Here is a 24,778-nt window from a genome sequence, read left to right as displayed (position 1 = left end):
CTTGGCACTGTCGCAGTTCGCCATCCACTTCGAAGGTCGGCTGGATGGCGCACTAGATATTTAATTTTTTAGGCTGACACAGAATTCTGAGTGCCCCTCAAAATAACTAAATTTTTCAACAAGTTAGGCTTTTTATTTCAAGACCTGACTTATCACCTACCTCCCCTTGCAGCTACATTAGCTTTTGAACAATCGTTTCATAATATTCTTGTCGATCGCTCACACTAATTTGATTTTGTTCTATGACCATATCCCAATGCAAGCTGCGGCTAAGGGCTTCACTTAAATCGTCAACAAAATCACTCTGTAGGGAAAATATGCTCATGTTGGTTACATAGCTTAACCGCTCTTTTACTGAAGCAAACCACTCATCATCATCTTTGACCAACAATACAAGCTTTTCGCATTGCTTACTAAATTTAATGATTTCCTCAACCTCAAGTGTGCTTACGTACAATGCAACCTTTATATAGCTTTGTTCGCTTTCAATCCAAACATCGGGCTTCTGCTTTTCATTTGAACTGTTTAATAGAGCAGTATGTTCATACGACAGCGCACAATAACCTATTAACTTTAATACGAAGTGATCCAGCGTCTCTGATTTTTGCAAAGCAGTTGTAAACACTTCTAGATGATTTGTTCGGTGAAATAAATCCGCCACATTCAAACGCGCTTTAAAAACAAAAGGTTTAGCCATCTTCTGCACTCTGTTTTCTGCTCACTGTAAATATAGGAGTTACTACCGAAATCGTAAAATTAAATAAAGTTATAATATAACATTATTGAAAAATCCTCCCCTTAATGTTACGTTATAACAATCGACAACGAATACTACTCTAAAACTGTAAATACTATGATAAAGAAGTCTCTTATTAGCAGCGCAATTGCTGCCGTACTTTTCTCTTCCAATTCGATAGCAGGTGTAATTAAAGGAAAGGTTGTTGATCAAAACAATCAACCTATTAGTGGTGCCAAACTGCATTTACATGGCAAATCTCAATCTGTTAGCAGCGATATTTATGGCAAATTCACTATTTCTGTGGATACTGACTCTCAACTCCATATTTCCAAGAACAATTATATCGATGAACGTATCGAAGTTCGTGATGAAGATAAGTATATCACGGTTAAGCTAATGCCGAGTGCAGTTGAAAGCATCGTTGTTTATGCCTCAGGCTTACACAAAAACAATGTCGAAATGGCTTCTCCAGTTTCTGTACTAGGTGGTGATGAATTAAAAAATGCAGCAAAACCTACTATAGGTGAAACACTTAAGGGTATGCCAGGGATCAACTCAAGCTATTTCGGCCCTGTTTCTTCTAGTCCGATTATTCGAGGAATGGATGGCCCACGAGTAAAAGTCACGCAAAACGGCTTGGATAGCAGTGATGCATCGAGAGTAGGCCCAGACCACGCAAATACCAACGATAGCTTATCTGCCCAACAAATTGAAGTACTAAAAGGTCCTGCCACACTGCTTTATGGTTCTGGCGCAATCGGTGGTGTCGTCAATGTAGTAGACAATCGTATTCCAAGTGATGTCATAGAGTCTCTCAGCGGGGCTGCAGAATATAGTCATGATACAGTCTCAAATACTAATACGTATGCAGCCTTACTCGAAGGTGGCAATAACGGATTTAACTTTCACTTCGATGGAGTTAGCCGTAAAGGGGGTGACTACGAGACCCCTCAGTTCAAATTGCCTGAAGAAGAACACGCAGAGCATGAAGGTGAAGTAGACCATGAGGAGCATGCAGAGTTCGCAAACAAGGTAGACAATACATTCATTGACTCGCAACAGGTTAACTTTGGCGCAAGCTATATTAATGAGCACCTAACAGTTGGTTTATCATACGGAAAAATTGATACAGATTATGGTATTCCGGCGCACAGTCATGAACACCACGACCATGACCACGACCATGACCACGACCATGACCACGATGACGACCATGAAGGTGAAGAAGGACACGAACATGGTGCAGTTTTCGCACGAGTTAAACAAGATCGTTGGCAAGCTACCTTAAACTATGCACTGCACAACAATTGGGTAGAATCCATTAATGTCCGTGCAGGATACACAGACTATGAGCATAGCGAAATTGAAGGCGGCGCGATTGGTACAACGTTCAGCAATGAGACAACTGAGCTGCGAGCTAACATTGAACATAAGATTTTCAATTGGCACGGCATTATAGGTTACCACTATAGCGATAGTGACTATAAAGCCGTTGGTGCAGAAGCATTTACACCAGCGACACAAAGCACGTCACATGCATTATATTTACTTGAAGAGCGTAAGTTTGGTGACTTTACACTAGAAATAGGTGCGCGAGTCGAAGATTATCAATTAGAAAGTGTTATCACCGAAGAGCATCATGATCACGATCATGACCACGACATGCATTCAGATGAAGCAACAATGCTTGCCTATGAGCTAGATATGACCAATATCAGTGCGTCTGTAGGCGGTATTTACGAATATCAAGAAGGCCATAGCGTTGCGTTAAATGTGTCTCGTTCAGAAAGGGCGCCTTTAACAGCCGAGTTATTGTCAAATGGTGTTCACATTGCAACAAGAACATATGAATTAGGTTTAGGTTATCAATTTGAAGATGGCGAAGTGCACTTCGAGCCACATGATATTAAGCAAGAAACGGCAACTAACATTGACCTTAGTTTCCGCCGCTTAATCGGTGATTTTGGTTATACCGTCAATGTTTTCTATAACGATATCAATAATTTTTACTATCAACAAAACACCGACTTGATGTTTACGCAAGCGCATGGTGTAGAAGCTGCTGACCATCACCATGATGGCTCATTGCCAGTATTTAAGTTTGTAAGCGAAGATGCTGAGCTATACGGCCTTGAGCTTGATGCACATTATAATATTAATGCTCACAACAGAGTAAAAGTCTTCGCTGACACACTTACTGCGGAACTTAAAGATGGTCGCGCATTACCCCGTATCCCTAGCGACAAACTTGGTGTTAAATATGAGTACGAATACGATAGTTTTAAAACCAATATGACAGTAACTCGTTATGCAAAGCAAAGTGACGTAACCAATTATGAAACTCCGACATCGGGTTACACACTTGTAGATGCGAGCGTTCAATATGACTTTACAAGTAGCGGTATCGACTTTGTTGCCTATATGAATTTAGACAACCTAACTGATGAACTTGGTTTTGTTCACTCGTCATTTATTAAAGAGCAAGCTCCACTTCCTGGACGTAACGTTAAACTTGGCATTCGCGCCTACTTCTAACGCTCCAATACAGTGTTAGCCGCAGTATGGCTAGCACTGTATTATTTTTTGTAATTCCTTGTAATGGTAAGTGTAACATTGTGTAACTACAATGTTAATAGGCACCGTCACAAGGAAATTTAAATGAGTAAGTTACACTTAGCCGTAGCCGTTGGCATAACAAGCATTTTGTCCATTGTTGGTTGCAGCACCAAACAACATACTGCCACACCAGAACCCATATCAATTACCCCCGAAAAAGGCGAAGTACCAACACGTACTTGGTTAGACCAAGGTTGGAGCAAAGAAATAAGCGAAAACTTTTGGTTTACAAATCAAGGCTCTCAAATCATCCCTTACACTTGGTTTGTATGGCTTGAACAAGCGGATAACACCGAACTGTTTAGACACAGCGATCATATGGAATCATTGCGCTACCTGCCCAGTAAGGCCAGCGCCAAGAACCCTGGTGGGTTGCCAATTGGATTCGCGCTACATAACAATCAAACAACAGGCGAAAACTGGGTTGGTATGACATGTGCCGCATGCCACACTAACCAGATAGATTATCAAGGTACATCAATACTCATTGATGGAGCCCCTACACTCGCAAACTTTGTGCTATTTTTTGATCAATTAGTAGCAGCGCTAAATAACACTGTTAATAACAATGACAAGTTCGAGCGCTTTGCGCGCAATGTATTGGGTACGCAATATAATGCCAGTACAAAAAACGCCCTTAAAGAGCGCCTTCAACAAGTGGCGCTTCAAACTGCACAAAGACAAGCTGTAAACGCACTACCAGATGATTATCCAAAAGATTTTACTAGCTACGCCCGGTTGGATGCATTTGGCAATATCCAAAATGCAGGCACCGCATTTGCGTTAAATGATCTGACAAATAAAAACGCCCCAACAGGGCCTGTCTCCTACCCGTTTTTGTGGGGAACGCATCAATCTGATGTGGTGCAATGGAACGCATCAGCCCCAAACACACCCATTGTGGGGCCACTTGTTCGTAATATCGGTGAAGTAGTTGGTGTATTCGGTGAACTTGAAATCAAAGAAGCACCATTTTTCCAACGGCTTCTTGGTAAACACACGAGCTATAGTTCTACGGTCGATATGATTGGCCTTGGAAATTTAGAATCTTGGGTCAAAACACTTAAATCACCGCAATGGCCTGTACAATATTTTCCAGCAATCGATACACAAAAGGCAGCTCAAGGCGAGCTTATCTATCAAAAGCAATGTGCAAGCTGCCACCAAGTGATCCCTCGCGACAAAGAACACTTAGACTATGTTGCAAATCAAACTCTCATTTCAGAGCTAGGCACTGATCCTGTCATGGCAACAAATGCCTCATGCCACATGGCTAAAACACTCATTTTAGAGGGTACAAAAGAGCGCATACTCATTGGTGCTAAGTTTCAAGAAATAGACAATGCCATAGACATTCCGGTCAATGGTGTAGTGGGTTTGGTACTCAAAAATCCTGGTTTAGCTCTTAAAGCCGGCAACATACCAGAGCGCACTGATGCAAATGGTAATAAAATCAGTGTTGTAGAAGAGTTAGAAAAGCTACTTGTTCAGCATTTAGAAAAGCGAAATACAAAAGATTTGGAAGCTGAAGCTGACTGCGTTGACGGTGTACTTAACGGTGGAGTGTATAAAGGCAGGCCTCTCAATGGTATTTGGGCAACCGCCCCCTTCCTGCACAATGGCTCTGTGCCTAACTTATACGAGTTGATGAAAAAGCCAGAACAACGCGTTACTGAGTTTTGGGTAGGAAGCCGCGAATTCGACCCAATTAATGTCGGTTTTGATACCACTCAAGGGCTTAATAAATTCAAGGTGAATGCGAGCAACGGTAAAGTTATGGCAGGCAACTCAAACTTAGGTCACGCTTACGGCACAGACTTGAGTGAAGAGCAAAAATGGCAAGTGATTGAGTTTATGAAAACACTTTAGTGATTTGATTGAGGGCACCATAATATGGTGCCCTTTAAAATAACCCGTTATTGCACTCTATAAATCTCTAAATCGTCAAAATGAATCTCAGCATCAACGTTCCAATTTGAAGAATACAAATAAATTTGAAGCTTATGATCAGCACTTTGCGGGGCATCAAATTTTAGTGTCACATGTTGCCAATCCGTAGCAGAAAAGACCGTATTAGTAATCACTTTTTTAGCAGTAGCATCGTAAATCATTACTCTACCGTTCGCTTCGCCAGAAAATACGCGACCCATTACAGATAGTCGATATTCTTTGTTGGGTTCATAAGCAAATTCTTTTAACGCCACTTGCCACCCATCGTTCGGGTCATTCTTTACAATTAGGCCCATGGTACCCGAATGAGCCGCTTTGTTGCTCAAAAATGCCGTATTCGGATTTGATTGCCAATAACGCCAGTTTGATGGCAATGTTTGTTCACTCGCATTATCAAATTCCTGCGCATATACAACATAGCCTTTGAGTAGCTGTGCAATCACGCCCATATAACTTTGTTGGCTTGCGCCCTCAATGCTATCAAAATCGCCCTCAATGAGGGTACATGCGGCATGATAAATATGTGAATTGAATTGAGCTAACTGCATCCACCATAGCAAAGACGTATTAGAAGCCTTGCTGTAGCAGTTATTCACATTCGCGCTAAACGAATCGCAATCGCTGATCATAAATTTCGCCGTATTTGCAAAATAACCCATTTCCTGTTCACCAAACCCAAGCCCTGCATGATAACTACTGACAGCCGCTGCAATATCGAGGTTGCCATGACTAGTGTCTTCAGTTGTGGTCCAATCAAAGCCATCTGCGATAGTATCGTTTACCATCAGCACATTCCAATAACTCCATTGATAACGATAACTAGAGTTGCCGTTAGCATCTGTGTAAGGTGTTCGTTTAAGTTGGCTTTTAAAGCTCAGGATTAGGTCACGCGCTAAATCGACATACTCTTGGTCTATATTTGGAATTTGCGCTAGTTCCGCATAAGCACGTTGTATGGCTAGGTATTGATTATGTGGTAAAGACTGAGCCGGTTTACGGCTTGATGAATCATCTGCAAAACGGTAAACACGATACCCACTGAGTGTGGGCTTTAAATCTTTTTGCCACTTAGGAAACAACTGAGTTGTCAGAAAGTCATAATACATAAGAGCATCATTATTATAGTGCTCTGGCATTTTATTAAGTCGCGCTAACTTTACAAACTTAGCCAAAGGCGCTGCTATCATCCCATCATGCACAACATACTCAGCTGAGGCCTTTACATTAATGTCATCAAAATGAACTGTGCATTGTTTTATATGTTCCGATGCATAAAGACGAATCTGCACATCATGCGCGCTGCTTTCTGGGGTTACAAATTCCCCCTGATAAGTACGGTATTGCGTTGAGTCGACATCAGTCGTTGCGAGTACCTTCTTTCCAGTAAAATCATAAACTTGAAATCGCCCTTTCACCGATGTGTCACAGTCCTCTACCCGAGCGGTAAATGAATAATGATAACGTCGATTGGAGTCATACTCTTTATTTGCTTTAAAAAGGTTGACTAAAGGCGTTTGTAAAACCTGCCAACCACCCGAGGGTGGTGCTGTTTTTACCGTGAACCCAGCACGACCAGACACCTTTTCCACCGTATTTCTATATGCGGTTAATAAGCTGGACTGCCATCGATACCAGCCCTTTGGCAACGTCGCATCACCGCCGCTTGGCAACTCCGCGCCAACGTTTTCGACACCATCGTTAGAATACCTATCAGTACTCCACCCTTTATAACCTTAAAATCCAAGGCCAGCGTCATCCTTAGCACTATTGATTATTATCCTAGCACGCTCGTTAAATACATCTAGATAACGGCTATCACCTGTAGCTTGATACATTTCAATCAACGCATCCAAATAGTAGCTTTCTGCCCAGGCTAAGCTGGCTGAACTAGTAAAACCTTTTGGATATTGCGCCTGATACTGTTTGCTTACTAAATCAAACTTTGCTATCCACTGCTGCGGATCATAATGAGTCGATGCGTAACCTGAGGCAACGAAACAAATAGGTAACAATCCGAGTTTAGATATGAATTTCATAGCATTCCTTCTATATATTTACGCATAGGCGCAGCAATTATCCTAACTGCACACAAGCATTTATTGTAAATAACGACTCAATTCAATGTTTAAACCAGGTACAAAACACGGAAAGTTACTCTCAAATTCAACACCTTAAGTTAACAACTAAGATATATTTTTGACAGTATTGTTGGTGATTTTTTAATATCTCTGTCTTTGATTTCCTTTAACAAAGCCAGTTTATAAATCGCTACGCCACTTCGCTCTCCCTAAACGCGTCTTTAGTTGGTCAAAGAAAAGCTTGAATATACCCCCGAAGGTTTCTTGCGCATTTAGCTTATCAATGTGCCAAAGACATCTCGTTGATTTACTGTTTAAGTTGTAGCATGCCCTGAAAATCAACATTAAATTAAACCCTACTTTTTGATAAAGCTATGAGTTGGGACTTGTTCGAATTGATGGAAAACGCTGCTGATGCTGAATGACTTAATAGCGACTCATAAGTGAGCAGTTAATTATAGGAACGCTTATATAACTCAACGTGCATTTCTCGCTTTAATAAGCCAAAAAAAGCCGCGGCCTTACGGCACACGGCTTCAACAACCAGAATTTTGTTGTTCTTATTATAATGCGGCTTCTAGCTCTGGTAGCACATCGAATAAATCAGCTACTAGTCCATAATCGGCAACTTGAAAAATTGGCGCATCTGGGTCCTTATTGATTGCGACAATCACTTTCGAGTCCTTCATACCTGCAAGATGCTGAATGGCACCACTAATACCAACGGCGATATACAAATCTGGAGCAACGATTTTACCCGTTTGACCAACTTGCATATCGTTCGGAACAAAGCCTGCATCCACTGCAGCACGCGATGCACCAATTGCAGCACCTAGTTTGTCTGCAATACCGCTAAGTAGTGTGAAGTTTTCACCATTTTGCATACCACGACCACCAGAAATCACTACTGGTGCAGCATTGAGTTCAGGGCGTTCAGACTCAGTTTGCTCAACACTCACAAAAGAACTAAGCGTGTTATCCATAGTCACTGATAGCGCTTCAATCTCACATGCGCCCTGCTCACCTTGTGCATCAAATGCGCTGGCTCGAACGGTGATCATTTTTTGTTCTTCGTTCGATTTAACCGTGGCAATTGCATTACCCGCATAGATAGGACGCTTAAATGTATCGGCATCTACTACCGCAACAATTTCAGATATTTGTGACTTATCTAAAAGCGCTGAAACGCGCGGTAAAGTATTCTTACCTGTTGTTGATGCACTTGCTAGGATGTGGCTATAACCACTCGCAAGTTCAACAATTAGATCGGCTGTATTCTCAGCAAGTTGATGCTCAAAAGACACAGTATCCGCTACTCGTACTTTAGTAACACCGCTAATTTGCGCTGCACTGTTTGCTACTTCGCTTATATTATGGCCAGCAACTAAAACTTCAATATCACCACCGATTGCAACTGCTGCATTCACAACTTTTGCAGTTTCAGGCTTTAGTTGACCATTTTCATGTTCTGCAATAACTAATACACTCATGAGATCACCTTTGCTTCAGTTTTAAGTTTAGTTACTAGTTCTTCAACGCTCTCGACTATTATGCCCGCTTCGCGTTTTGCAGGTTCTTCCACTTTTAATAGTGATACGCGAGGTGTTAGGTCAACGCCTAAGCTATCAGCTGCTATTACATCAAGCGGCTTACGTTTCGCTTTCATGATATTGGGCAGTGATGCATAGCGTGGTTCATTTAAGCGCAAATCAGTGGTAACAATCGCAGGCAGTGATAAGGCAACAGTTTGTAGACCACCATCCACTTCACGAGTAACATTCACTTTTTGACCATCCAATACCACTTTAGAGGCAAAGGTACCTTGGCTTCGACCTGTCAGTGCAGCTAACATCTGACCCGTTTGATTGTTGTCTGAATCGATTGATTGCTTACCTAGAATAACCAGTTCTGGTTGCTCTTGCTCTACTAGCTTGGCAAGTAGTTTAGCAACATGTAAAGATTCTAGCTTAGCGTCAGTCTCAATATGAATTGCTTTATCAGCCCCTAAAGCTAGCGCAGTACGTAACTGCTCCTGACAAGCTTTATCGCCGATAGAAACCACAACAACTTCGTTTGCTGTGCTCGCTTCTTTTAAACGTACAGCTTCTTCAACTGCAATCTCACAAAATGGGTTCATCGCCATCTTTACATTGGTTAAATCAACATCACTGTTGTCTGGCTTAACTCTGGCCTTGACATTGTAGTCAATCACACGTTTGATTGGCACAAGTACTTTCATGGTTACTCCATCATCTGGTTATTCTTAGGGCTGACGTGCACGTCAACATATTTATTTTATGGAATCAGACTACTTCCTGTTGACGTAAACGTCAACCTAAAATAACCTTAACTTAACGTAATAAAAACTAAAGCCTCGTTTTAGTTAATACACCGTCAAATATAGTGAGGTTAAAATGGTTGAACGCGAAACCATGGAATTCGATGTTGTGGTAGTCGGCGCGGGACCTGCTGGTCTTTCATGCGCAATTCGCCTAGCACAACAGGCACAGCAACAAGAAAAAGAACTCATGATCTGTGTCGTAGAAAAAGGCTCTGAAGTTGGCGCACATATCCTCTCAGGTGCTGTTTTGCAAACAACAGCACTCGATGAACTACTTCCTGACTGGAAAGAAAAAGGCGCACCAATTACCACTGAAGTAACTCAAGATGACATATATTTTTTCACGAGTGAAGAAAAAGCCATTAACATCCCCCATATTGCCGTACCAAAAACATTTAAAAATCACGGTAATTATGTTGTTTCAATGGGGAATGTATGTCGTTGGCTAGCAGAACAAGCTGAAAATTTAGGTGTCGAAATTTTTCCAGGCTTCAGTGCTCACTCGCTTATTATTGAACAGAGTGAAATCAAAGGCATTATCACTGGTGATATGGGTGTTGATAAAGACGGCCAACCAAAAGACAGCTATATGCCAGGCATGGAACTGAGAGCCAAATACACCGTGTTCGCTGAAGGCTGTCGTGGGCACTTAGGTAAAGAGTTAATCAAGCAATTTGAGCTTGATAAAGATTCTACACCGCAGCACTACGGCATTGGTTTTAAAGAAATTTGGCAAATAGATCCTGCCAAACATAAGCCCGGGACAGTTGTTCACGGTACTGGCTGGCCACTGTCAATGGACACCCACGGCGGTGCATTCATGTATCATGGCGAGAACAATCAAGTGGTTGTAGGTTTAATCGTTGACCTTAACTATACTAACCCGCACTTAAGCCCATTTGATGAATTCCAAAGAATGAAGCACCATCCAGTATTTGCAAACGTACTTGAGGGTGGTGAACGTATTGCTTATGGTGCTCGAGCAGTGGTTAAAGGTGGTTTTTACTCATTGCCTAAAATGCACTTCCCCGGCGGCCTGCTGATTGGTTGCGATGCTGGGACGCTTAACTTTGCTAAGATCAAAGGTAATCATACTGCGATGAAATCTGGCATGTTAGCCGCTGATAGCATTATTGAGGCACTTAATAGCGAACAACCCGCTTCAGATTTGGTGAGCTTTACAGAAAAATACAAATCAAGTTGGTTATTTGATGAGCTTTATCAGTCGCGTAACTTTGGCCCTGCACTGCATAAATTCGGAAAAATATTGGGTGGTGCATACAATTCTCTAGACCAAAATATCTTTTCGGGGTCACTTCCGTTTACCTTTAAAGATAATCAACCTGATCATGCTTCGCTGAAGTTAGCCTCTGAATGCGAGAAAATCACATATCCTAAACCGGATGGTAAATTGAGCTTTGATAAGCTGTCTTCGGTGTTTTTATCTAACACTAACCATGAAGAATCTCAGCCGTGCCATTTACAGTTGAAGGATGAAGGCATACCTATTCGTGTCAATCTAGAAAAATACGGCGAGCCAGCACAACGATACTGCCCTGCCGGCGTATATGAAATCAATGAGAACGAGCAAGGCGATAAACAGTTTGTGATCAATGCACAAAACTGCGTGCACTGTAAAACTTGTGATATTAAAGATCCCAGCCAAAATATTACATGGGTCACGCCTGAAGGCGCTGGTGGCCCAAATTATCCAAACATGTAAAAGTTAATACAATCCTAAGTTGCAGGGGCCTATGGCCCCTTTTTCATGTCTGTAAAAGCAAAAATATCAATATTGCATATACTTAAGTCAATTGTGAACAAAGTACGAGTATGAGCTATGAGCGGAAACTCAGAAATGGTATTTAGATTTTTAGCAGAGCCCACCGATGTTAACTTTGGCGGTAAAGTCCACGGCGGGGTTGTGATGAAGTGGATTGACCAAGCAGGTTATGCCTGCGCAGCGGGTTGGAGTGGCAGCTACTGTGTGACCGTATCGGTTGCAGGTGTACGCTTCAAAAGGCCCATTTTGGTTGGTCAAATTGTTGAAGTATCCGCTCAAATTGCTCATACAGGTAAAACAAGCATGCAAATATTTATTCGTGTGCGTTGTGGCGATCCACAAAATCAAGCACTCGTTGAAAGTAACCATTGCATCATCAGCTTTATTGCTATGGATAAAGCCGGCTACCCTGTTCCTGTCCCGCAATTTAAAGCCAAAACTGCAGAGCAAAAAAAACTTGAAGTATATGCTGTAAAAATGAAAGAAATAGCCATTGAAACTGAATCCCTGTTACAACGAACGATTGAAGACTGATAATAAGCTTTAATTTTCTAGCACAAGGAGATTGGATAAACAGCCCCATAAAAGCTACAATCGCGACCGCCTTTTAGTTGCATAGAAGAGACATTGTGCAAAGTTACCAAATTGAACCCATAGGTCATATTCAATCACCTTATAAGCAAAAGTTCGCAATTCCGCGCCAACCCCGTCTAGTACCACAAGCAAGGGCCAAGCTCATATTTTGTGAGGAGTTCAATCGGGAAGAGTTTGTTCGAGGCATTGAAGAGTTTAGTCACATCTGGCTGCTATTTCGCTTTCATGAAACTGCTGATAAAGGCTATTCAGCCCTTGTACGCCCGCCCCGTTTAGGCGGCAACGAGCGCAAAGGTGTATTTGCAACTCGTGCTACTTTTAGGCCCAATGGCATTGGTATGAGCGCGGTAAAACTCGAGGGTGTAGAATATAAAAATGGCCAGCTTGCCTTATTACTTTCTGGCATAGACTTACTCGATGGCACGCCGATTGTCGATATCAAGCCTTACTTACCCTACTCTGACGCCATGTTAGATGCCAGCGCTGGGTTTGCAGACACACGTCCAGAAACGCATATGACAGTCGATTTTAGCGAGCAGGCTGAAAACTTTGTCACGAAGCAAAAACAATATCCTAATCTGAAAGAGTTTATTAGCAACGTACTCAAACAAGATCCACGCCCAGCCTATAAAAAGCAACGCGAAGATACACAATTTTATGGCATGAGCTTATATGAATTTAATATTCGCTGGCAGGTGGACGGACAACACAACCATGTGATTGAAATAACCCACGAATAAAGGCTTTGTCTCGGCGCGTAGCACTGATAAACTACGCGTTATTATTACGAAGAACAACTAGATTACGAACGGAACCATTCATGCGTACCAGTCAATATATTTTGGCGACTCTAAAAGAAACGCCATCCGATGCTGAAATTATCAGTCACCAGTTAATGCTACGTGCGGGTATGATCCGCAAACTTGCCTCAGGTTTATACACTTGGCTGCCATCTGGATTAAAAGTGCTACGCAAAGTAGAACAAGTTGTACGTGAAGAAATGGATAAGGCAGGTGCAATTGAAATGCTAATGCCTGTGATCCAACCTGCCGACTTATGGCAAGAATCTGGCCGTTGGGAACAATTTGGCCCAGAGTTACTTCGCATTAACGACAGACACAACCGCCCGTTCGCACTTGGTCCAACTCACGAAGAAGTGATCACAGATTTTGTACGTAAAGAGATCAGCAGCTATAAACAACTGCCTTTAACTTTGTACCAAGTACAAACTAAGGTGCGTGACGAAGTTCGTCCACGTTTTGGTGTTATGCGAGCTCGTGAATTTACCATGAAAGATGCCTACTCTTTTCACTTGACTGAAGAGTGCTTAGCTGAAACATACCAGCGCATGCATAAAGCGTATTGCAATGTGTTTGAGCGCTTAGGGCTTGATTACCGTCCAGTTATCGCTGATACAGGTTCAATTGGTGGTAGTGTATCCCATGAATTCCACGTATTAGCTGAATCTGGTGAAGATGCTATCGCATTCAGTACTGAAAGTGATTACGCTGCAAACATCGAAAAAGCGGAGGCACTCGCCCCTACTGAAGCGCGTCCAGCGCCAAGCAAAGAACTTAATACTTTTGCAACGCCAGAAGCAAAAACAATCGCTGACTTAAAAGCAAAACACGGCGTTAAGCCTCATCGTGGTGTCAAAACACTTATCGTTTACGGCGCTCCTGATGAGAACGAACAACGTGGCTTAGTTGCGCTTATTCTGCGTGGCGATCACGAACTTAACGAGCTGAAGGCGGAAAAACATCCTCTGGTTGATTCTCCGCTTGAAATGGCCAAAGAAGAAGACATTTTCGCTGCAATTGGTGCACATCCTGGCTCATTGGGCCCTGTTGGCTTGAACATGCCAGTTATCGTTGACCGCAGTGCGGCTGTGATGGCTGACTTTGTCGCCGGTGCGAACAAAGATGGCCAACACTACAGCGGTATCAACTGGGACAGAGATGTTGCCGAGTATGAAGTATTTGATCTTCGTAATGTTGTTGAAGGCGACCCAAGCCCTTGTGGTAAAGGCACATTGCAAATCAAACGTGGTATTGAAGTTGGCCATATCTTCCAACTTGGCACTAAGTATTCACAAGCGATGAACGCGGGTGTACTAGGTGAAAACGGTAAAAACCAAGTAATGACCATGGGTTGTTACGGTATCGGCGTGTCACGTATTGTTGCTGCTGCGATTGAGCAAAACAATGATGATTATGGCATCAAGTGGACGACGGCGCTTGCACCGTTTAAGCTTGCTATTGTGCCAATGAACATGCACAAGTCTCATCGTATTCCTGAAATCGCAGAGCGTTTATACAGTGAATTCAAAGCAGCGGGTATAGACGTCTTATTCGATGATCGCAAAGAACGTCCGGGTGTGATGTTTAACGATATGGAATTACTGGGTGTACCTTACACATTAGTAATTGGTGAACGTAACCTAGATAACAACCAAGTTGAGCTTAAAAACCGTCGTACAGGTGAAAAATTAATGCTTGATATTGATCAAGCGGTTGCGGCTATTACAGCTCAGGTCAAAAGTTAACTCTTTGTGATACATTAATCTGTAAAAGAGCAGTAACTTATTACTCAGTTTGATGATAAACCCCACATTTTTAATGTGGGGTTTATTTTTTCCAGTTTTTCGCTAAGCATATATCTTACTATTATTTCGTTTTATCGCGTATAGAGTGACATTCACACCTAACTAGATAAATATGTCACTATCTAAAATTATAATAAGGAGGCAATCTATGCCTTTTTCACTCAAACGCGCTATGCCGTTTTCATTACTCGCATTGTCAACGTTGTCAGCATTTACACAAGCCAACACAGGCTTACAAGCAGAAGATATCTTTGAACTTGAATATGCCAGCGATCCTCAGATCTCACCTAGTGGTGAACAGATCATTTATGTTCGTAACAGCAATGATGTGATGAAAGACACCAAGAGGCAAAATTTATGGCTTGTAGAGGCCAAGTCAGGGAAGCAGTCGCCGCTCTTCTCTGATGAAAACCGTTACAATCAGCCAAGGTGGTCTCCCAAAGGAGATAAAATAGCCTTCGTCAGTAATGTATCGGGTAGCACGCAAATCCATGTTCATTACTTAGAGAAAAATCGCACTGCATTACTTACTCAGTTGCAAGGTTCGGTAAGCGATCTAACATGGTCTCCTGATGGGAAATGGCTTGCATTTAGTCAACTAGTAAAACAAAAACCATCAGTGTTGGCTAAAATGCCTGCCAAACCAAAAGGTGCAACATGGTCTGATCCAGCCATTATTATTGATAAAGCCTATTACCAAGCAGATGGACGTGGTTTAGTAAAACCCGGATACAGACAAATTTTTGTATTACCCAGCGAGGGCGGTACCCCACGTCAACTTACATCGGGTGAGTATCATCACAACGGCAAGTTAGCTTGGCGTTCAGACTCTAAAGCCCTTGTTTTTTCGGCAAACCGTATACCTGACTGGGAATACAAAGCACTAGAAGGTGACTTATTCGAGGTAAACTTTGAAGGCCAGATCACGCAGTTAACCTCTGCACCAGGTCGAGAGCACTCACCAAGCTTTTCACAAAATGGTAAACAATTAGCTTACCTAAGCGCATCGGGTGAGCTTAACCCCTACCGCAATCACAAGCTGAACATAATGGATTGGCAAACTAAAAAAAGCCAACTAATTGCTGAAGACTTTGATCGTTCAATACAAAACCCAGTGTGGATAGGCAAAACAAAACTCGCTATGTCATACGATGATCACGGCATGAAAAAGCTTGCAACGGTAACCACAAAGGGAAACATAACCGACCTAACAGACAACCTTTCTGGTACCACATTAGGTCGCCCATATTTAAGTGGCCAGTTTAGTGCTAACCATGATGGCGATATCGCATTTACTAAAGGCAGTAGTCTGCGCCCTGCCGATGTTGCTCTGACCAACAGTAAGGGCAAAGTGAGGCAGCTTACAAAGTTAAATGAAGATCTTCTGGCTCACAAGCAATTGGGTAAAGTACACGAAATTAACTATACCTCTTCTTTCGATGGCGAAAAAATTCAGGGCTGGTACATCACTCCGCCAGATTTTGACCCAGCGAAGAAATACCCCCTATTGCTTGAGATCCATGGTGGTCCACATCTAGCCTATGGCCCACACTTCTCTGCCGAACTACAGCGTTATGCGTCTCAAGGTTACGTGGTATTTTATGATAACCACAGGGGAAGTAGTTCCTATGGTGAGCGTTTTGCTATGTTATTGAAGTATAAATATAGCTCTAAGGAAGACTTTGCCGATCACAACTCTGGTGTGGACGCGATGTTGAAAAAAGGCTTTATCGACGAAAACAACTTATTTATTGCCGGTGGTTCGGCTGGCGGAATAGCCACAGCGTATGCGATTGGCTTAACAAACCGTTTCAATGCAGCGGTTGTCGTTAAGCCTGTTATTAATTGGCTAAGTAAAGTACTCACCGCCGATAGCGGATTAGTGCAGATCCCAACGCAATTCCCCGGTATGCCTTGGGAGCACGTAGACCATTACTGGCAGCGTTCACCGCTGTCACTGGTTGGTAATGTCACTACCCCTACCATGCTCATGACAGGTGAAGAAGACTTGCGCACCCCAATGGCAGAAACAGAGCAGTTTTATCAAGCGTTAAAGCATCGTAAAATTGACACCGTGCTGGTCAAAATTCCTGGTGCCCCACATGGTATTGCGGGGCGACCCTCACGTATGATCAGTAAAATCGAACACACATTGGCATGGTTGGAAAAATATAAAAAATAGCCGAAATCACCTGCAAAAAGCCGCCTTATGCGGCTTTTTCATAACTTTCCATGATTGATGAAAGGTGTCTAATCACGCATAAACTCACTTTCAATCAATGCCACGCAGCCCAAAAAAATCAAGCATTATCTGTTTAGAGAAATAACCCTACTGCATAGGCTGTAATCTTGCGTAATTGTTAAAGCTACGTTTATCGTTCATTCTTTTTGTGAAACTAATCACAAGTTCTTAAGCCCTTACAAGTTACGAATTCAAACCAATAAAGATTCGCGATGGCGAGTTTATTGAGGGCAGCAGCGCTAGCAAATAAGGAACATATCATGTCTAAAAGCACAGAAAAATCATCTGTAAGACCCTACCCAGAGTGGCAAGAACATGAACCTACCGATGCTCAATTTGGTGTTTTGAAAAAACTTCACGGTACTTGGGTAAACTGGAAAGGTGGTCCAACCGGATTACACACCACCTGTATGCCCTCACCTGGTACCTCATCAGAGACCATTTTCGGCGTATTTCACTTTAAATCGCAAGAATATCGTGAGCAACTCACTTTCACTCAGGTTAACGCCCCAATTCGAAACCGTGCAGGTTCAAACGAGCAATTTAATGGCCCTGTTAAATATGAAACAGCGATTATAGATAATGACGGCGAACTACAACACTTTGAAAATGGTATGTATCTTTGGCTTGGTGACAACACCATGCCGTGGAAAGATAATGGGCAGTACCAAAACCCGCATACTATGTTTAAACACCCTTCGAGTGTGAGCTCCGTAGAGGAAGACGGCGGCGCACCTGTCATTGGCCCAGGTGAGCTAGGTCCACAATTTGTACCACCGCATTCAATCTCTCGTTCAGGTGTGATCCCCCATGGGACAACTATTCACATAACTGGAGGCGTGACGGAAAGTAACACGGAACAAAGAGCGCCACAAATCGCTGAGCTTTGGGAACCACAATACCTTTCGATATCTCCGACGATGGGGCTAAACCCACAAAGAGATTTCAAGAATGCAACGCTGGAAAAAAAACCTGCGTGGACAAATGAAACACGCGAAGAACTTGGCCTCAATAGCGCCCAAGCCTATTTTTTGCGCATATTTAACTATAATAAGTTCGGTGCACAATACCCTTACACTGTGCAACCCAACCTAAAGCTAAGTGAGTTTAACAAAACCGTTAATTTTAAGTCGTACGACCTAATTGAATTAGATTCACGCCATGAAACTGGCGTTCAAGGCGCTACTGTCAACAACGTAATGATTGAGCGCTACTGCCGAGTAGTAAGAATGCGTTATCGTATGTGGCTTGAAGAAGTTGAAATCGACGATTGGGAAAAGGAAGGTAAGACCAAAACCATACAACAGTTACAGTATGAACAAATTGTCGACTTTGAATTTATGTTCGGCTCAAGTGGCGAAACGACGCTTTGGCCTCATATTCAGGTAAATACACTACGTCGCCTTGAAGATATAAAACCTGATGAGCGTCTTCCTGCAATTAAACTACCTGAAGAACCAGACAAAAAAGTCTCTGATAAGCCTAAGCCGAAAGTGTATAAAATGAATCATAAACGGGATTAACCCAATACTCATAATATAATGCCAGTCTCGGGGCGTCTTACAGACTGGCATTATATTGCTTTGTAAGTTCCGTATTATCTACACCGGAATAACTACAATCACACTTGCTCAATTGAAGTACTTAATTTAGCACTTGATACGCGGCTTTGCTTGCCGATATACCAAATACTATTTTGTTCGCCATAATATGCGCGTTGTTTCGTTTTATTTGCCATATGCCAAAAAACGATACCGATCATTAATGCAGCTGCCTCCAATACCCAAGAAGAAAACTCATTGGCTGGCCATATTGATAAACTTGGTAGGCATAATGCGAGTAAAGAAGTGATTGGTAAAGAGAAACACAACATTGCTATAAGTCGTTGTGATACTATGGCCGTTTGACTCATCCCGACCACAAATGAAGCGAACAGAGTCAAAATAAAGCAGCTATAGTACACCCACATATATACTTGGTTGACATTGAACTCGGTAAGCATAATCCACTTAGTGACCGCAAATGAGGTAGCAACCCCTAACACCGATCCCAAAGCAACACCAATGGTAAGTTTACCCATAAAGTGGCTTGATTTAGACTGCACTGGCAACTTTTTCTTACGACGTTTTTCAATCCAAATCAGGTTACCTGTATAAAACAACACAGCGCCCATAACCCCCATAATGAAATACGCCCAACGACCGAGCTCGCCACCGTAGCTACCAAAATGCAAACCAAATATAGTCGTGACTATATCAGCCCAGATCCCCTGATCCCCATTGGTGATACTACTTGTTGATACTTCAAACGTATACGGATTCATAAACAAGAAGTCTGATTTAGGACCTCGCATCATATGGTCATTGCTAACAAGCTGGATAGATGCCGAAGGCATTTTACTGTTCAATCGGCTTAGGCTAATCTCTTTAATTTGATGATCGGGTGCGTAAACCTTTGCTTTAGCCATGATCTCACTTAGGCTTGGCAAGTTCTCTACTTTAAATTCAATGGCAGCAGGTGCTTGTCTGGCAAACAGGGGCTTATCGCCATAGATTTTACTTAAGCCATCATAAAAAGCATCATGAAACGCAAATACAATGACGGTCACAGAAATGATAATGTGAAATGGCAGACTAGTTATACCAATTAGATTATGGGTATCAAGCCAAAACCGTGAAATCCCTTTGTTAGTTCTAAGCGCAAAAAAGCTCTTAACCAAACTTGGAAGTAAAAAAATCAACCCCGACACTAATGCTAGAAAATAAAGAACAGCAGCTACACCCAATACGTATACACCGACATGATCATGACCAATTTCACCTATCAAGCCAGCACTTCGGTGTAGGTAATCCACCAAAGACGATAGCTCATTAATCCCACTCGTGTGAGTGAGCAGTTCACCAGAACTATTAAAGCTAGCATGCCATAGCTGATCATCTAAGCGAAGACCTCGTGGGTTTCCTTGCTGATACCAAGTGACAGGGGATTCTCCCTGTTCAAAACTGATCTTAATACCATTTTGAGACTCTGGATATGCTGAAAATACGGCGTTGGTTAAAGCATCGTACTGTTCAATTTGCACTTGCGGTAGATTAACAGTTGGCGGCGTTGCCCATCTATCAATATAAGGAGCAAACATGGTGATAGCGCCGGCAAAAAAACCGATAAATAATAATAAGCCAGCTGTGATCCCGGTCCACGTATGAATGGTTTGATAAATTCTTAGTATGTCTGATCTAATTTTCATGCCATTCCCCTTATGATGATGAGCGCGATAAAAACGAATACATTTGCACCACCTAACCATAATGTCGCGCGTTTGGCACTACCGAACATGTATACAAAGCTAAAGATCAGTAACCAAATTGGCGTGATCATCCACATGCTAAACTGAGTCCGCCATAATAAACGCTCATCGCTCAACGGTTGGTTTAAACTATCAGCACCGAGCCATGAAAAAATGCCAACAAGTCCAAAACTGAGCGCTAAACCAAACACCACACCAATTATCGTTTTGCCCAACCAATCAGGCTTTATTTGCTGTTGCTTAACACTATCATTCATTGTGATTTACCAAACAGAAATAACATAGTGAACGGAACCAAAGCGGTTATTACCATTACAGATACTAACCACGAAAAGACTATCGCAGAGCCAATAAATAGTTTGAAGGCGCATACTGCCGCGAGTAACAGTAATGCGTAACCAACGCGATTAGCGCGTTTGGGTAAAGGCTTACTGAGTAAATACTGATGTTTGCTGGTGCAGTACAAAATCGTAATTGCTGCAACCAAGAAAATAATAAATAGCGACGCTAACACGGTAAAAACTCCATTTCTCAATAAACTACTGATTAAATATGCACTCACGATTATAACGAATGTTTTTCTTAGAGCAACATAAAACGAAACTTATACGAGAATCATTATCATTTATAAAACTTTTCTACACTGAAATAAACACACTGTTTAACTGACACATTTACCTTCTAAAAACATCTCAAATCTGTCGTATTTATGTCATGGCTTGGTCATTTTTTATCACTATTGTGGTTTTTATTACGCTTGAGACCATGGACTATGACTGCAACGTACTACCCTAGCATCTGGATCTCAGATGTTCACCTTGGCTATAAGGATTGTAAAGCCGAATATTTACTCGACTTTTTAAACAGTACCCGCTGTGATGTACTTTATTTAGTGGGCGATATTGTTGACCTATGGTCAATGAAGCGTCAGTTTTATTGGCACCCAACTCATTATCAAGTACTTGAATGTATTCAAGCTAAAGCGGAATCAGGTACTCGAGTTGTATATATCCCAGGGAACCACGATGAAACATTCCGTAGTTACGTGGGGAATAGCCTTTTTAACGTAGAAGTACATAAGACCTTTATTCACACCACCTCTCTTGGCAAGCGCTTTTTGTTACTGCATGGTGATGATTTCGATTCAGCAACACGTTACAACAAACTCATCAGTATTGTCGGTGATGCCGCGTATGATTTCTTATTGTTTTTAAATCGTTGGACTAACCGAATTCGCCGCATGTATGGAGGCCACTACTGGTCTTTGGCATCTTGGCTTAAAAACCGAGTTCACAAAGCACGCGAGGCAATTGAAGCATTTGAATCAGCCGCCATTCATGAAGCCAAAAAGCATGGTGTAGATGGCATTATTTGTGGTCATATCCACCAGCCAGCTATCAAAGTACAAGAAGGCATTGTGTATTGTAACGACGGTGACTGGATTGAAAACTGCACGGCGTTGGTTGAGGGTGAGAATGGCCGCATTGAGTTATTACATTGGTCAGACATTCAACATGTTATGAATGTAGTGGAACTGCAAGAAGTGAAAGAAACGAGTATTAAGGCGGCCTAAAAAACAAAGCGATGTAAATTACATCGCTTTGTCCTACACCGTTCTTACCTAAATAGTACTTCTTCTTTTGAGAACCATTTAACACAAAAGCCTAAAAGCACAGCGGCAAGTGCAGCTGAGGTCATCACTATCATAGTAAGTAATGAGAAGTCGACAGTACCTTTAACAATTTCTTTGATTGCCAGAGCAACGTTAGTAACTGGGATCATGGCCGTTTTGGTATTGAGTTCCATGTTTGGCATCAATGACACCACAATCGGTAAAAATACACCCATACTCAAAGGCGCCATATAATTTTGCGCTTCTTTGAATGTGCGTGCATAAATCGAGATCGCTAACACCAAAGATGAAAATATTGCCGCGATTGGTACAAGTAATAAAAAAATAAGCAAAAAGTCGAAACCGTTCACACTAGAAAAGGCTGACTTAATGGTATCTAGCTCCACGAAACTGGTCGCAATTGAAATCCAAATGGCCATACTCAGTACCGTTACCGTTGCACAAGCCAATGAACTTAATAGCACGGTAGCGAATTTTCCTAGTACAAGCTGAGTGCGTGTAACAGGGGTTAATAGCAAGGTTTCTAACGTGCCACGTTCTTTTTCACCCGCGCCTAAGTCAATGGCGGGATAGCTTGCCCCCATTAGAACAAGTGGGATCAACAAATAGGGAATAAATGCCCCGAGCTTTTCACCTAGGTTCTCTCGTTTATCCGCAGTATCAACTTTACTCACCTTAATCGGTTGTAACAGCGCTTGCTGCTTGTCTTCATCAACACCCAAAGATAACAGCGTTTGCGTTCTAATTTTGTTCGCGTAGTCACTGGCCAATTCGCGTAGTCTGTCATATATAAAATTGATACTACGTGCATCATTAAAAACCATCTGCCACTGTGCTTGTTCACCGGTTTTTATTGACGTTTCTGGGTCCTTATCAAGGTAAATGCCAACATCAATTTTCCCCGCTTTTACTGCCGCTTTTAGTTGCACAACGTCAGGGAATACCTCTTCACCTTCGTATTTCTTAAAACTCTTATGATAAAAAACCTGTTCAGAAAACTCAGGTGCCAGCTGCTCATTAGCAATATAATAAGTATGTACTTCCTGCTCCGCTTTTAGCGCTGCTTGAGAGCCTAAAAAAGCAACAAGTGCCATGATCACTGGGAAAATAAGTATGGGTAATGCTAGTACAAAAAACAGTGTTTTTTTGTCTCTTACCAGTTCGAGGAGTTCTTTCTTAAAAACTTCAAACACATTCTGCTCCTTGTAAAATATTTAAAAACGCTTGGTTTAGTTCTTCACTATTCCCCTGTTCTTTAAACGCATTTACAGTGTCATCAAAACAACTCATGCCTTTATCAATAACACAAATTCGATCACACAACAGCGCGACTTCATCTAAGTGATGTGTGGAGAAAATAACAGGCGTGCCCTGCTCTTTTAAGTCGCGAATAAAACGGATCACAGTTTGTGTTGTCATGATATCTAACCCCGTTGTTGGTTCATCAAGCACCACAACATCAGGTTTGTGAACCACGGCTCTGGCAATATTAGTTTTTTGCTTCATACCCGTAGACAAGTGCTCAGCACGTTTATCTAAAAATTCATCCATTTCCAGAAGAGCAAACAACTCATCACAACGCGCTTTTAAAGCTTTGCCTTTAAGCCCATGTAAACGCGCAAAATACTCAACATTCTCTTTCGCGCTTAAGCGGCCGTATAATCCAGTAGAGCCGGACAAAAACCCGATTGATTGACGTCCAACGATTGGTTTTTTTATTACATCTTGACCGTTGATGGTAATGTTGCCACTGTCGGGCTTCAACGCAGTCGACAACATTCTCAACGTGGTGGTTTTGCCTGCGCCGTTGGGGCCCAATAGCCCTAAAACTTCACCTTGCTTACAAGAAAAACTAACATCTCGCACGGAGTGAAAGTATCCGTCATGTTCTCTCACATCAATTGACTTTGCTTTTTGTTGATGTGCTTTGGTCAATTTAAAGCGCTTTTGTAGCGCCTTGACTTCTATCATGTGTGTTCCTTCGCTTCGGTCTAAAATAATTTGTGTTGTTATAAAATTCAGGGTCTTGGTTTGCTTCATACCACGACGGCACACCAAGTAAAGGTAAAGGTGAAAGCTGGGTGTTATCATTAAGCACACCTTGATGCTCGATCAGTTCCACCAACTTAGCGTCCAAATAGGCGTACTGTGCCTCTAATGTCATCGTGTAAAAGCTTTGCTCCACATGAATACACAGCGCCTTACCAGTTAATCCGATAAATGGGTGTGTTAGCATTTCATAATTAGCATGTCCGAAAATAAATGGTTTAATCTCACTCCCCCAGCACGCCCTTTTATCAACAAATACATCATGCCATTGGTGTGCCTTTAATTGTTCTGCAAACATCGGATCTGAAATCGCTAATACCACGCCACATTCATCAAATAATGTAAGCGCATTACGGTGTTTACTTCGCTGCTTAAGCCCATGTAACTCAATTTCATCAATATGGCGTTTATTTAACAAGGACTTAGTTTTTGGAAACAAACACCAAATTAAGGCGCCAAACAAGTCATGCCAGTTTTCTTCGCGCGTTGGTACTTGACCCGTTTCGAAAATAATTTGTTCGTAATAGCGAGTTTCGTCTTGTAGCAGAGCGTCCGGTTCAAACCGAATATTTTTATTGTCATAATTACGCGCATTAACATGGCTATTCAACCACGTAAAGCTCGGCCAATTTACTTGTTTATGTAAGCTCAAGCACACATTGAGATGCTCAAATGCACCTTGAGTAACTAGTTTCGGGTCAAATTGTTCTGGTGGCGTAAACTTTTTCATCAACTACTACTTTTTACAATGATTGTTGCAGTTTACCCCAACTCACTCCAAGCGCCAACGGCCGTAACCTGCTGTCGAGCGCACTCACTCGAAAATTAACGAATTTTATGT

At 42.1% G+C, this 24,778-nt stretch carries 20 protein-coding genes; 9 read left to right on the top strand and 11 right to left on the bottom strand.

Annotated elements, in window-relative coordinates; translation table 11 throughout:
• Window positions 1-172: 172 nt before the first annotated feature.
• On the bottom strand, window positions 173-697 hold the full coding sequence (locus tag ACW689_RS11195) for a YaeQ family protein (protein ID WP_476291326.1): 525 nt from the start codon (window positions 695-697) through the stop codon (window positions 173-175).
• Between the two features lie 156 nt (window positions 698-853).
• Between ACW689_RS11195 and ACW689_RS11190 the strand changes: the two genes are divergently transcribed.
• On the top strand, window positions 854-3,274 hold the full coding sequence (locus tag ACW689_RS11190; protein ID WP_476291324.1) for a TonB-dependent receptor: 2,421 nt from the start codon (window positions 854-856) through the stop codon (window positions 3,272-3,274).
• Window positions 3,275-3,397: 123 nt separating this feature from the next.
• The gene (locus ACW689_RS11185; protein WP_476291322.1) at window positions 3,398-5,224 is read left to right on the top strand and encodes a di-heme-cytochrome C peroxidase; all 1,827 of its coding nucleotides are present in this window, start codon (window positions 3,398-3,400) and stop codon (window positions 5,222-5,224) included.
• Window positions 5,225-5,271: 47 nt separating this feature from the next.
• On the opposite strand, the gene ACW689_RS11180 is transcribed toward ACW689_RS11185, so the two are convergent.
• The 4 genes from ACW689_RS11180 to ACW689_RS11165 all read right to left on the bottom strand — a co-directional run bounded on the left by ACW689_RS11180 (window position 5,272) and on the right by ACW689_RS11165 (window position 9,622).
• Window positions 5,272-6,975 (bottom strand): carbohydrate binding domain-containing protein, encoded by a 1,704-nt coding sequence (locus ACW689_RS11180; protein WP_476291320.1) that lies wholly within the window; start codon window positions 6,973-6,975, stop codon window positions 5,272-5,274.
• Between the two features lie 63 nt (window positions 6,976-7,038).
• The gene (locus tag ACW689_RS11175; protein ID WP_476291318.1) at window positions 7,039-7,341 is read right to left on the bottom strand and encodes a hypothetical protein; all 303 of its coding nucleotides are present in this window, start codon (window positions 7,339-7,341) and stop codon (window positions 7,039-7,041) included.
• 605 nt (window positions 7,342-7,946) lie between these two features.
• Window positions 7,947-8,873 (bottom strand): electron transfer flavoprotein subunit alpha/FixB family protein, encoded by a 927-nt coding sequence (locus ACW689_RS11170; RefSeq protein ID WP_476291316.1) that lies wholly within the window; start codon window positions 8,871-8,873, stop codon window positions 7,947-7,949.
• Entirely contained in the window at window positions 8,870-9,622 is a 753-nt protein-coding gene (locus ACW689_RS11165) for an electron transfer flavoprotein subunit beta/FixA family protein (protein ID WP_476291314.1), read from the bottom strand. The genes ACW689_RS11170 and ACW689_RS11165 overlap by 4 nt, the downstream gene beginning before the upstream one ends.
• A gap of 175 nt (window positions 9,623-9,797) precedes the next feature.
• Between ACW689_RS11165 and ACW689_RS11160 the strand changes: the two genes are divergently transcribed.
• From ACW689_RS11160 to ACW689_RS11135, 6 genes are all read left to right on the top strand, one after another.
• Window positions 9,798-11,447, top strand: a complete 1,650-nt coding sequence (locus ACW689_RS11160; protein ID WP_476291312.1) for an electron transfer flavoprotein-ubiquinone oxidoreductase — start codon at window positions 9,798-9,800, stop codon at window positions 11,445-11,447.
• Window positions 11,448-11,564: 117 nt separating this feature from the next.
• Window positions 11,565-12,041 (top strand): acyl-CoA thioesterase, encoded by a 477-nt coding sequence (locus tag ACW689_RS11155; RefSeq protein ID WP_476291310.1) that lies wholly within the window; start codon window positions 11,565-11,567, stop codon window positions 12,039-12,041.
• A gap of 95 nt (window positions 12,042-12,136) precedes the next feature.
• Window positions 12,137-12,841: a tRNA (N6-threonylcarbamoyladenosine(37)-N6)-methyltransferase TrmO gene (gene tsaA / locus ACW689_RS11150; RefSeq protein ID WP_476291308.1), complete on the top strand. Its 705-nt coding sequence runs from the start codon at window positions 12,137-12,139 to the stop codon at window positions 12,839-12,841.
• Between the two features lie 80 nt (window positions 12,842-12,921).
• On the top strand, window positions 12,922-14,646 hold the full coding sequence (locus ACW689_RS11145; RefSeq protein WP_476291306.1) for a proline--tRNA ligase: 1,725 nt from the start codon (window positions 12,922-12,924) through the stop codon (window positions 14,644-14,646).
• A gap of 208 nt (window positions 14,647-14,854) precedes the next feature.
• The gene (locus ACW689_RS11140; protein ID WP_476291304.1) at window positions 14,855-16,888 is read left to right on the top strand and encodes a S9 family peptidase; all 2,034 of its coding nucleotides are present in this window, start codon (window positions 14,855-14,857) and stop codon (window positions 16,886-16,888) included.
• A 320-nt stretch (window positions 16,889-17,208) separates the two neighbouring features.
• A complete protein-coding gene (locus ACW689_RS11135) occupies window positions 17,209-18,471 on the top strand; it encodes a peroxidase, FMP-type (protein ID WP_476291302.1) in 1,263 nt (420 codons plus the stop codon).
• Between the two features lie 98 nt (window positions 18,472-18,569).
• On the opposite strand, the gene ACW689_RS11130 is transcribed toward ACW689_RS11135, so the two are convergent.
• Genes ACW689_RS11130 through ACW689_RS11120 form a run of 3 tightly spaced genes read right to left on the bottom strand, consistent with a single transcriptional unit; the run spans window position 18,570 to window position 20,769 of the window.
• Complete coding sequence (locus ACW689_RS11130) at window positions 18,570-20,195, bottom strand: PepSY-associated TM helix domain-containing protein (RefSeq protein WP_476291300.1); 1,626 nt, start codon at window positions 20,193-20,195, stop codon at window positions 18,570-18,572.
• A complete protein-coding gene (locus ACW689_RS11125) occupies window positions 20,192-20,512 on the bottom strand; it encodes a hypothetical protein (protein ID WP_476291298.1) in 321 nt (106 codons plus the stop codon). The genes ACW689_RS11130 and ACW689_RS11125 overlap by 4 nt, the downstream gene beginning before the upstream one ends.
• The gene (locus ACW689_RS11120; RefSeq protein ID WP_476291296.1) at window positions 20,509-20,769 is read right to left on the bottom strand and encodes a hypothetical protein; all 261 of its coding nucleotides are present in this window, start codon (window positions 20,767-20,769) and stop codon (window positions 20,509-20,511) included. The genes ACW689_RS11125 and ACW689_RS11120 overlap by 4 nt, the downstream gene beginning before the upstream one ends.
• 258 nt (window positions 20,770-21,027) lie before the next feature.
• Between ACW689_RS11120 and ACW689_RS11115 the strand changes: the two genes are divergently transcribed.
• On the top strand, window positions 21,028-21,828 hold the full coding sequence (locus ACW689_RS11115; protein ID WP_476291294.1) for a UDP-2,3-diacylglucosamine diphosphatase: 801 nt from the start codon (window positions 21,028-21,030) through the stop codon (window positions 21,826-21,828).
• Window positions 21,829-21,872: 44 nt separating this feature from the next.
• On the opposite strand, the gene ACW689_RS11110 is transcribed toward ACW689_RS11115, so the two are convergent.
• The 3 genes from ACW689_RS11110 to ACW689_RS11100 are packed head-to-tail and all read right to left on the bottom strand — an operon-like array spanning window position 21,873 to window position 24,667.
• Window positions 21,873-23,081: an ABC transporter permease gene (locus ACW689_RS11110; protein ID WP_476291292.1), complete on the bottom strand. Its 1,209-nt coding sequence runs from the start codon at window positions 23,079-23,081 to the stop codon at window positions 21,873-21,875.
• Window positions 23,074-23,859 carry an ABC transporter ATP-binding protein gene (locus ACW689_RS11105; protein WP_476291290.1) on the bottom strand — a complete coding sequence of 262 codons (786 nt, stop codon included), beginning with the start codon at window positions 23,857-23,859 and terminating at the stop codon, window positions 23,074-23,076. Before ACW689_RS11105 ends, ACW689_RS11110 begins: the two co-directional genes overlap by 8 nt.
• A complete protein-coding gene (locus tag ACW689_RS11100) occupies window positions 23,825-24,667 on the bottom strand; it encodes a DUF3025 domain-containing protein (protein WP_476291288.1) in 843 nt (280 codons plus the stop codon). The genes ACW689_RS11105 and ACW689_RS11100 overlap by 35 nt, the downstream gene beginning before the upstream one ends.
• Window positions 24,668-24,778: the final 111 nt, after the last annotated feature.

The organism is Pseudoalteromonas sp. ABE4_541 (assembly GCF_056312285.1).
This window is presented reverse-complemented; position numbering and strand designations above follow the sequence as displayed.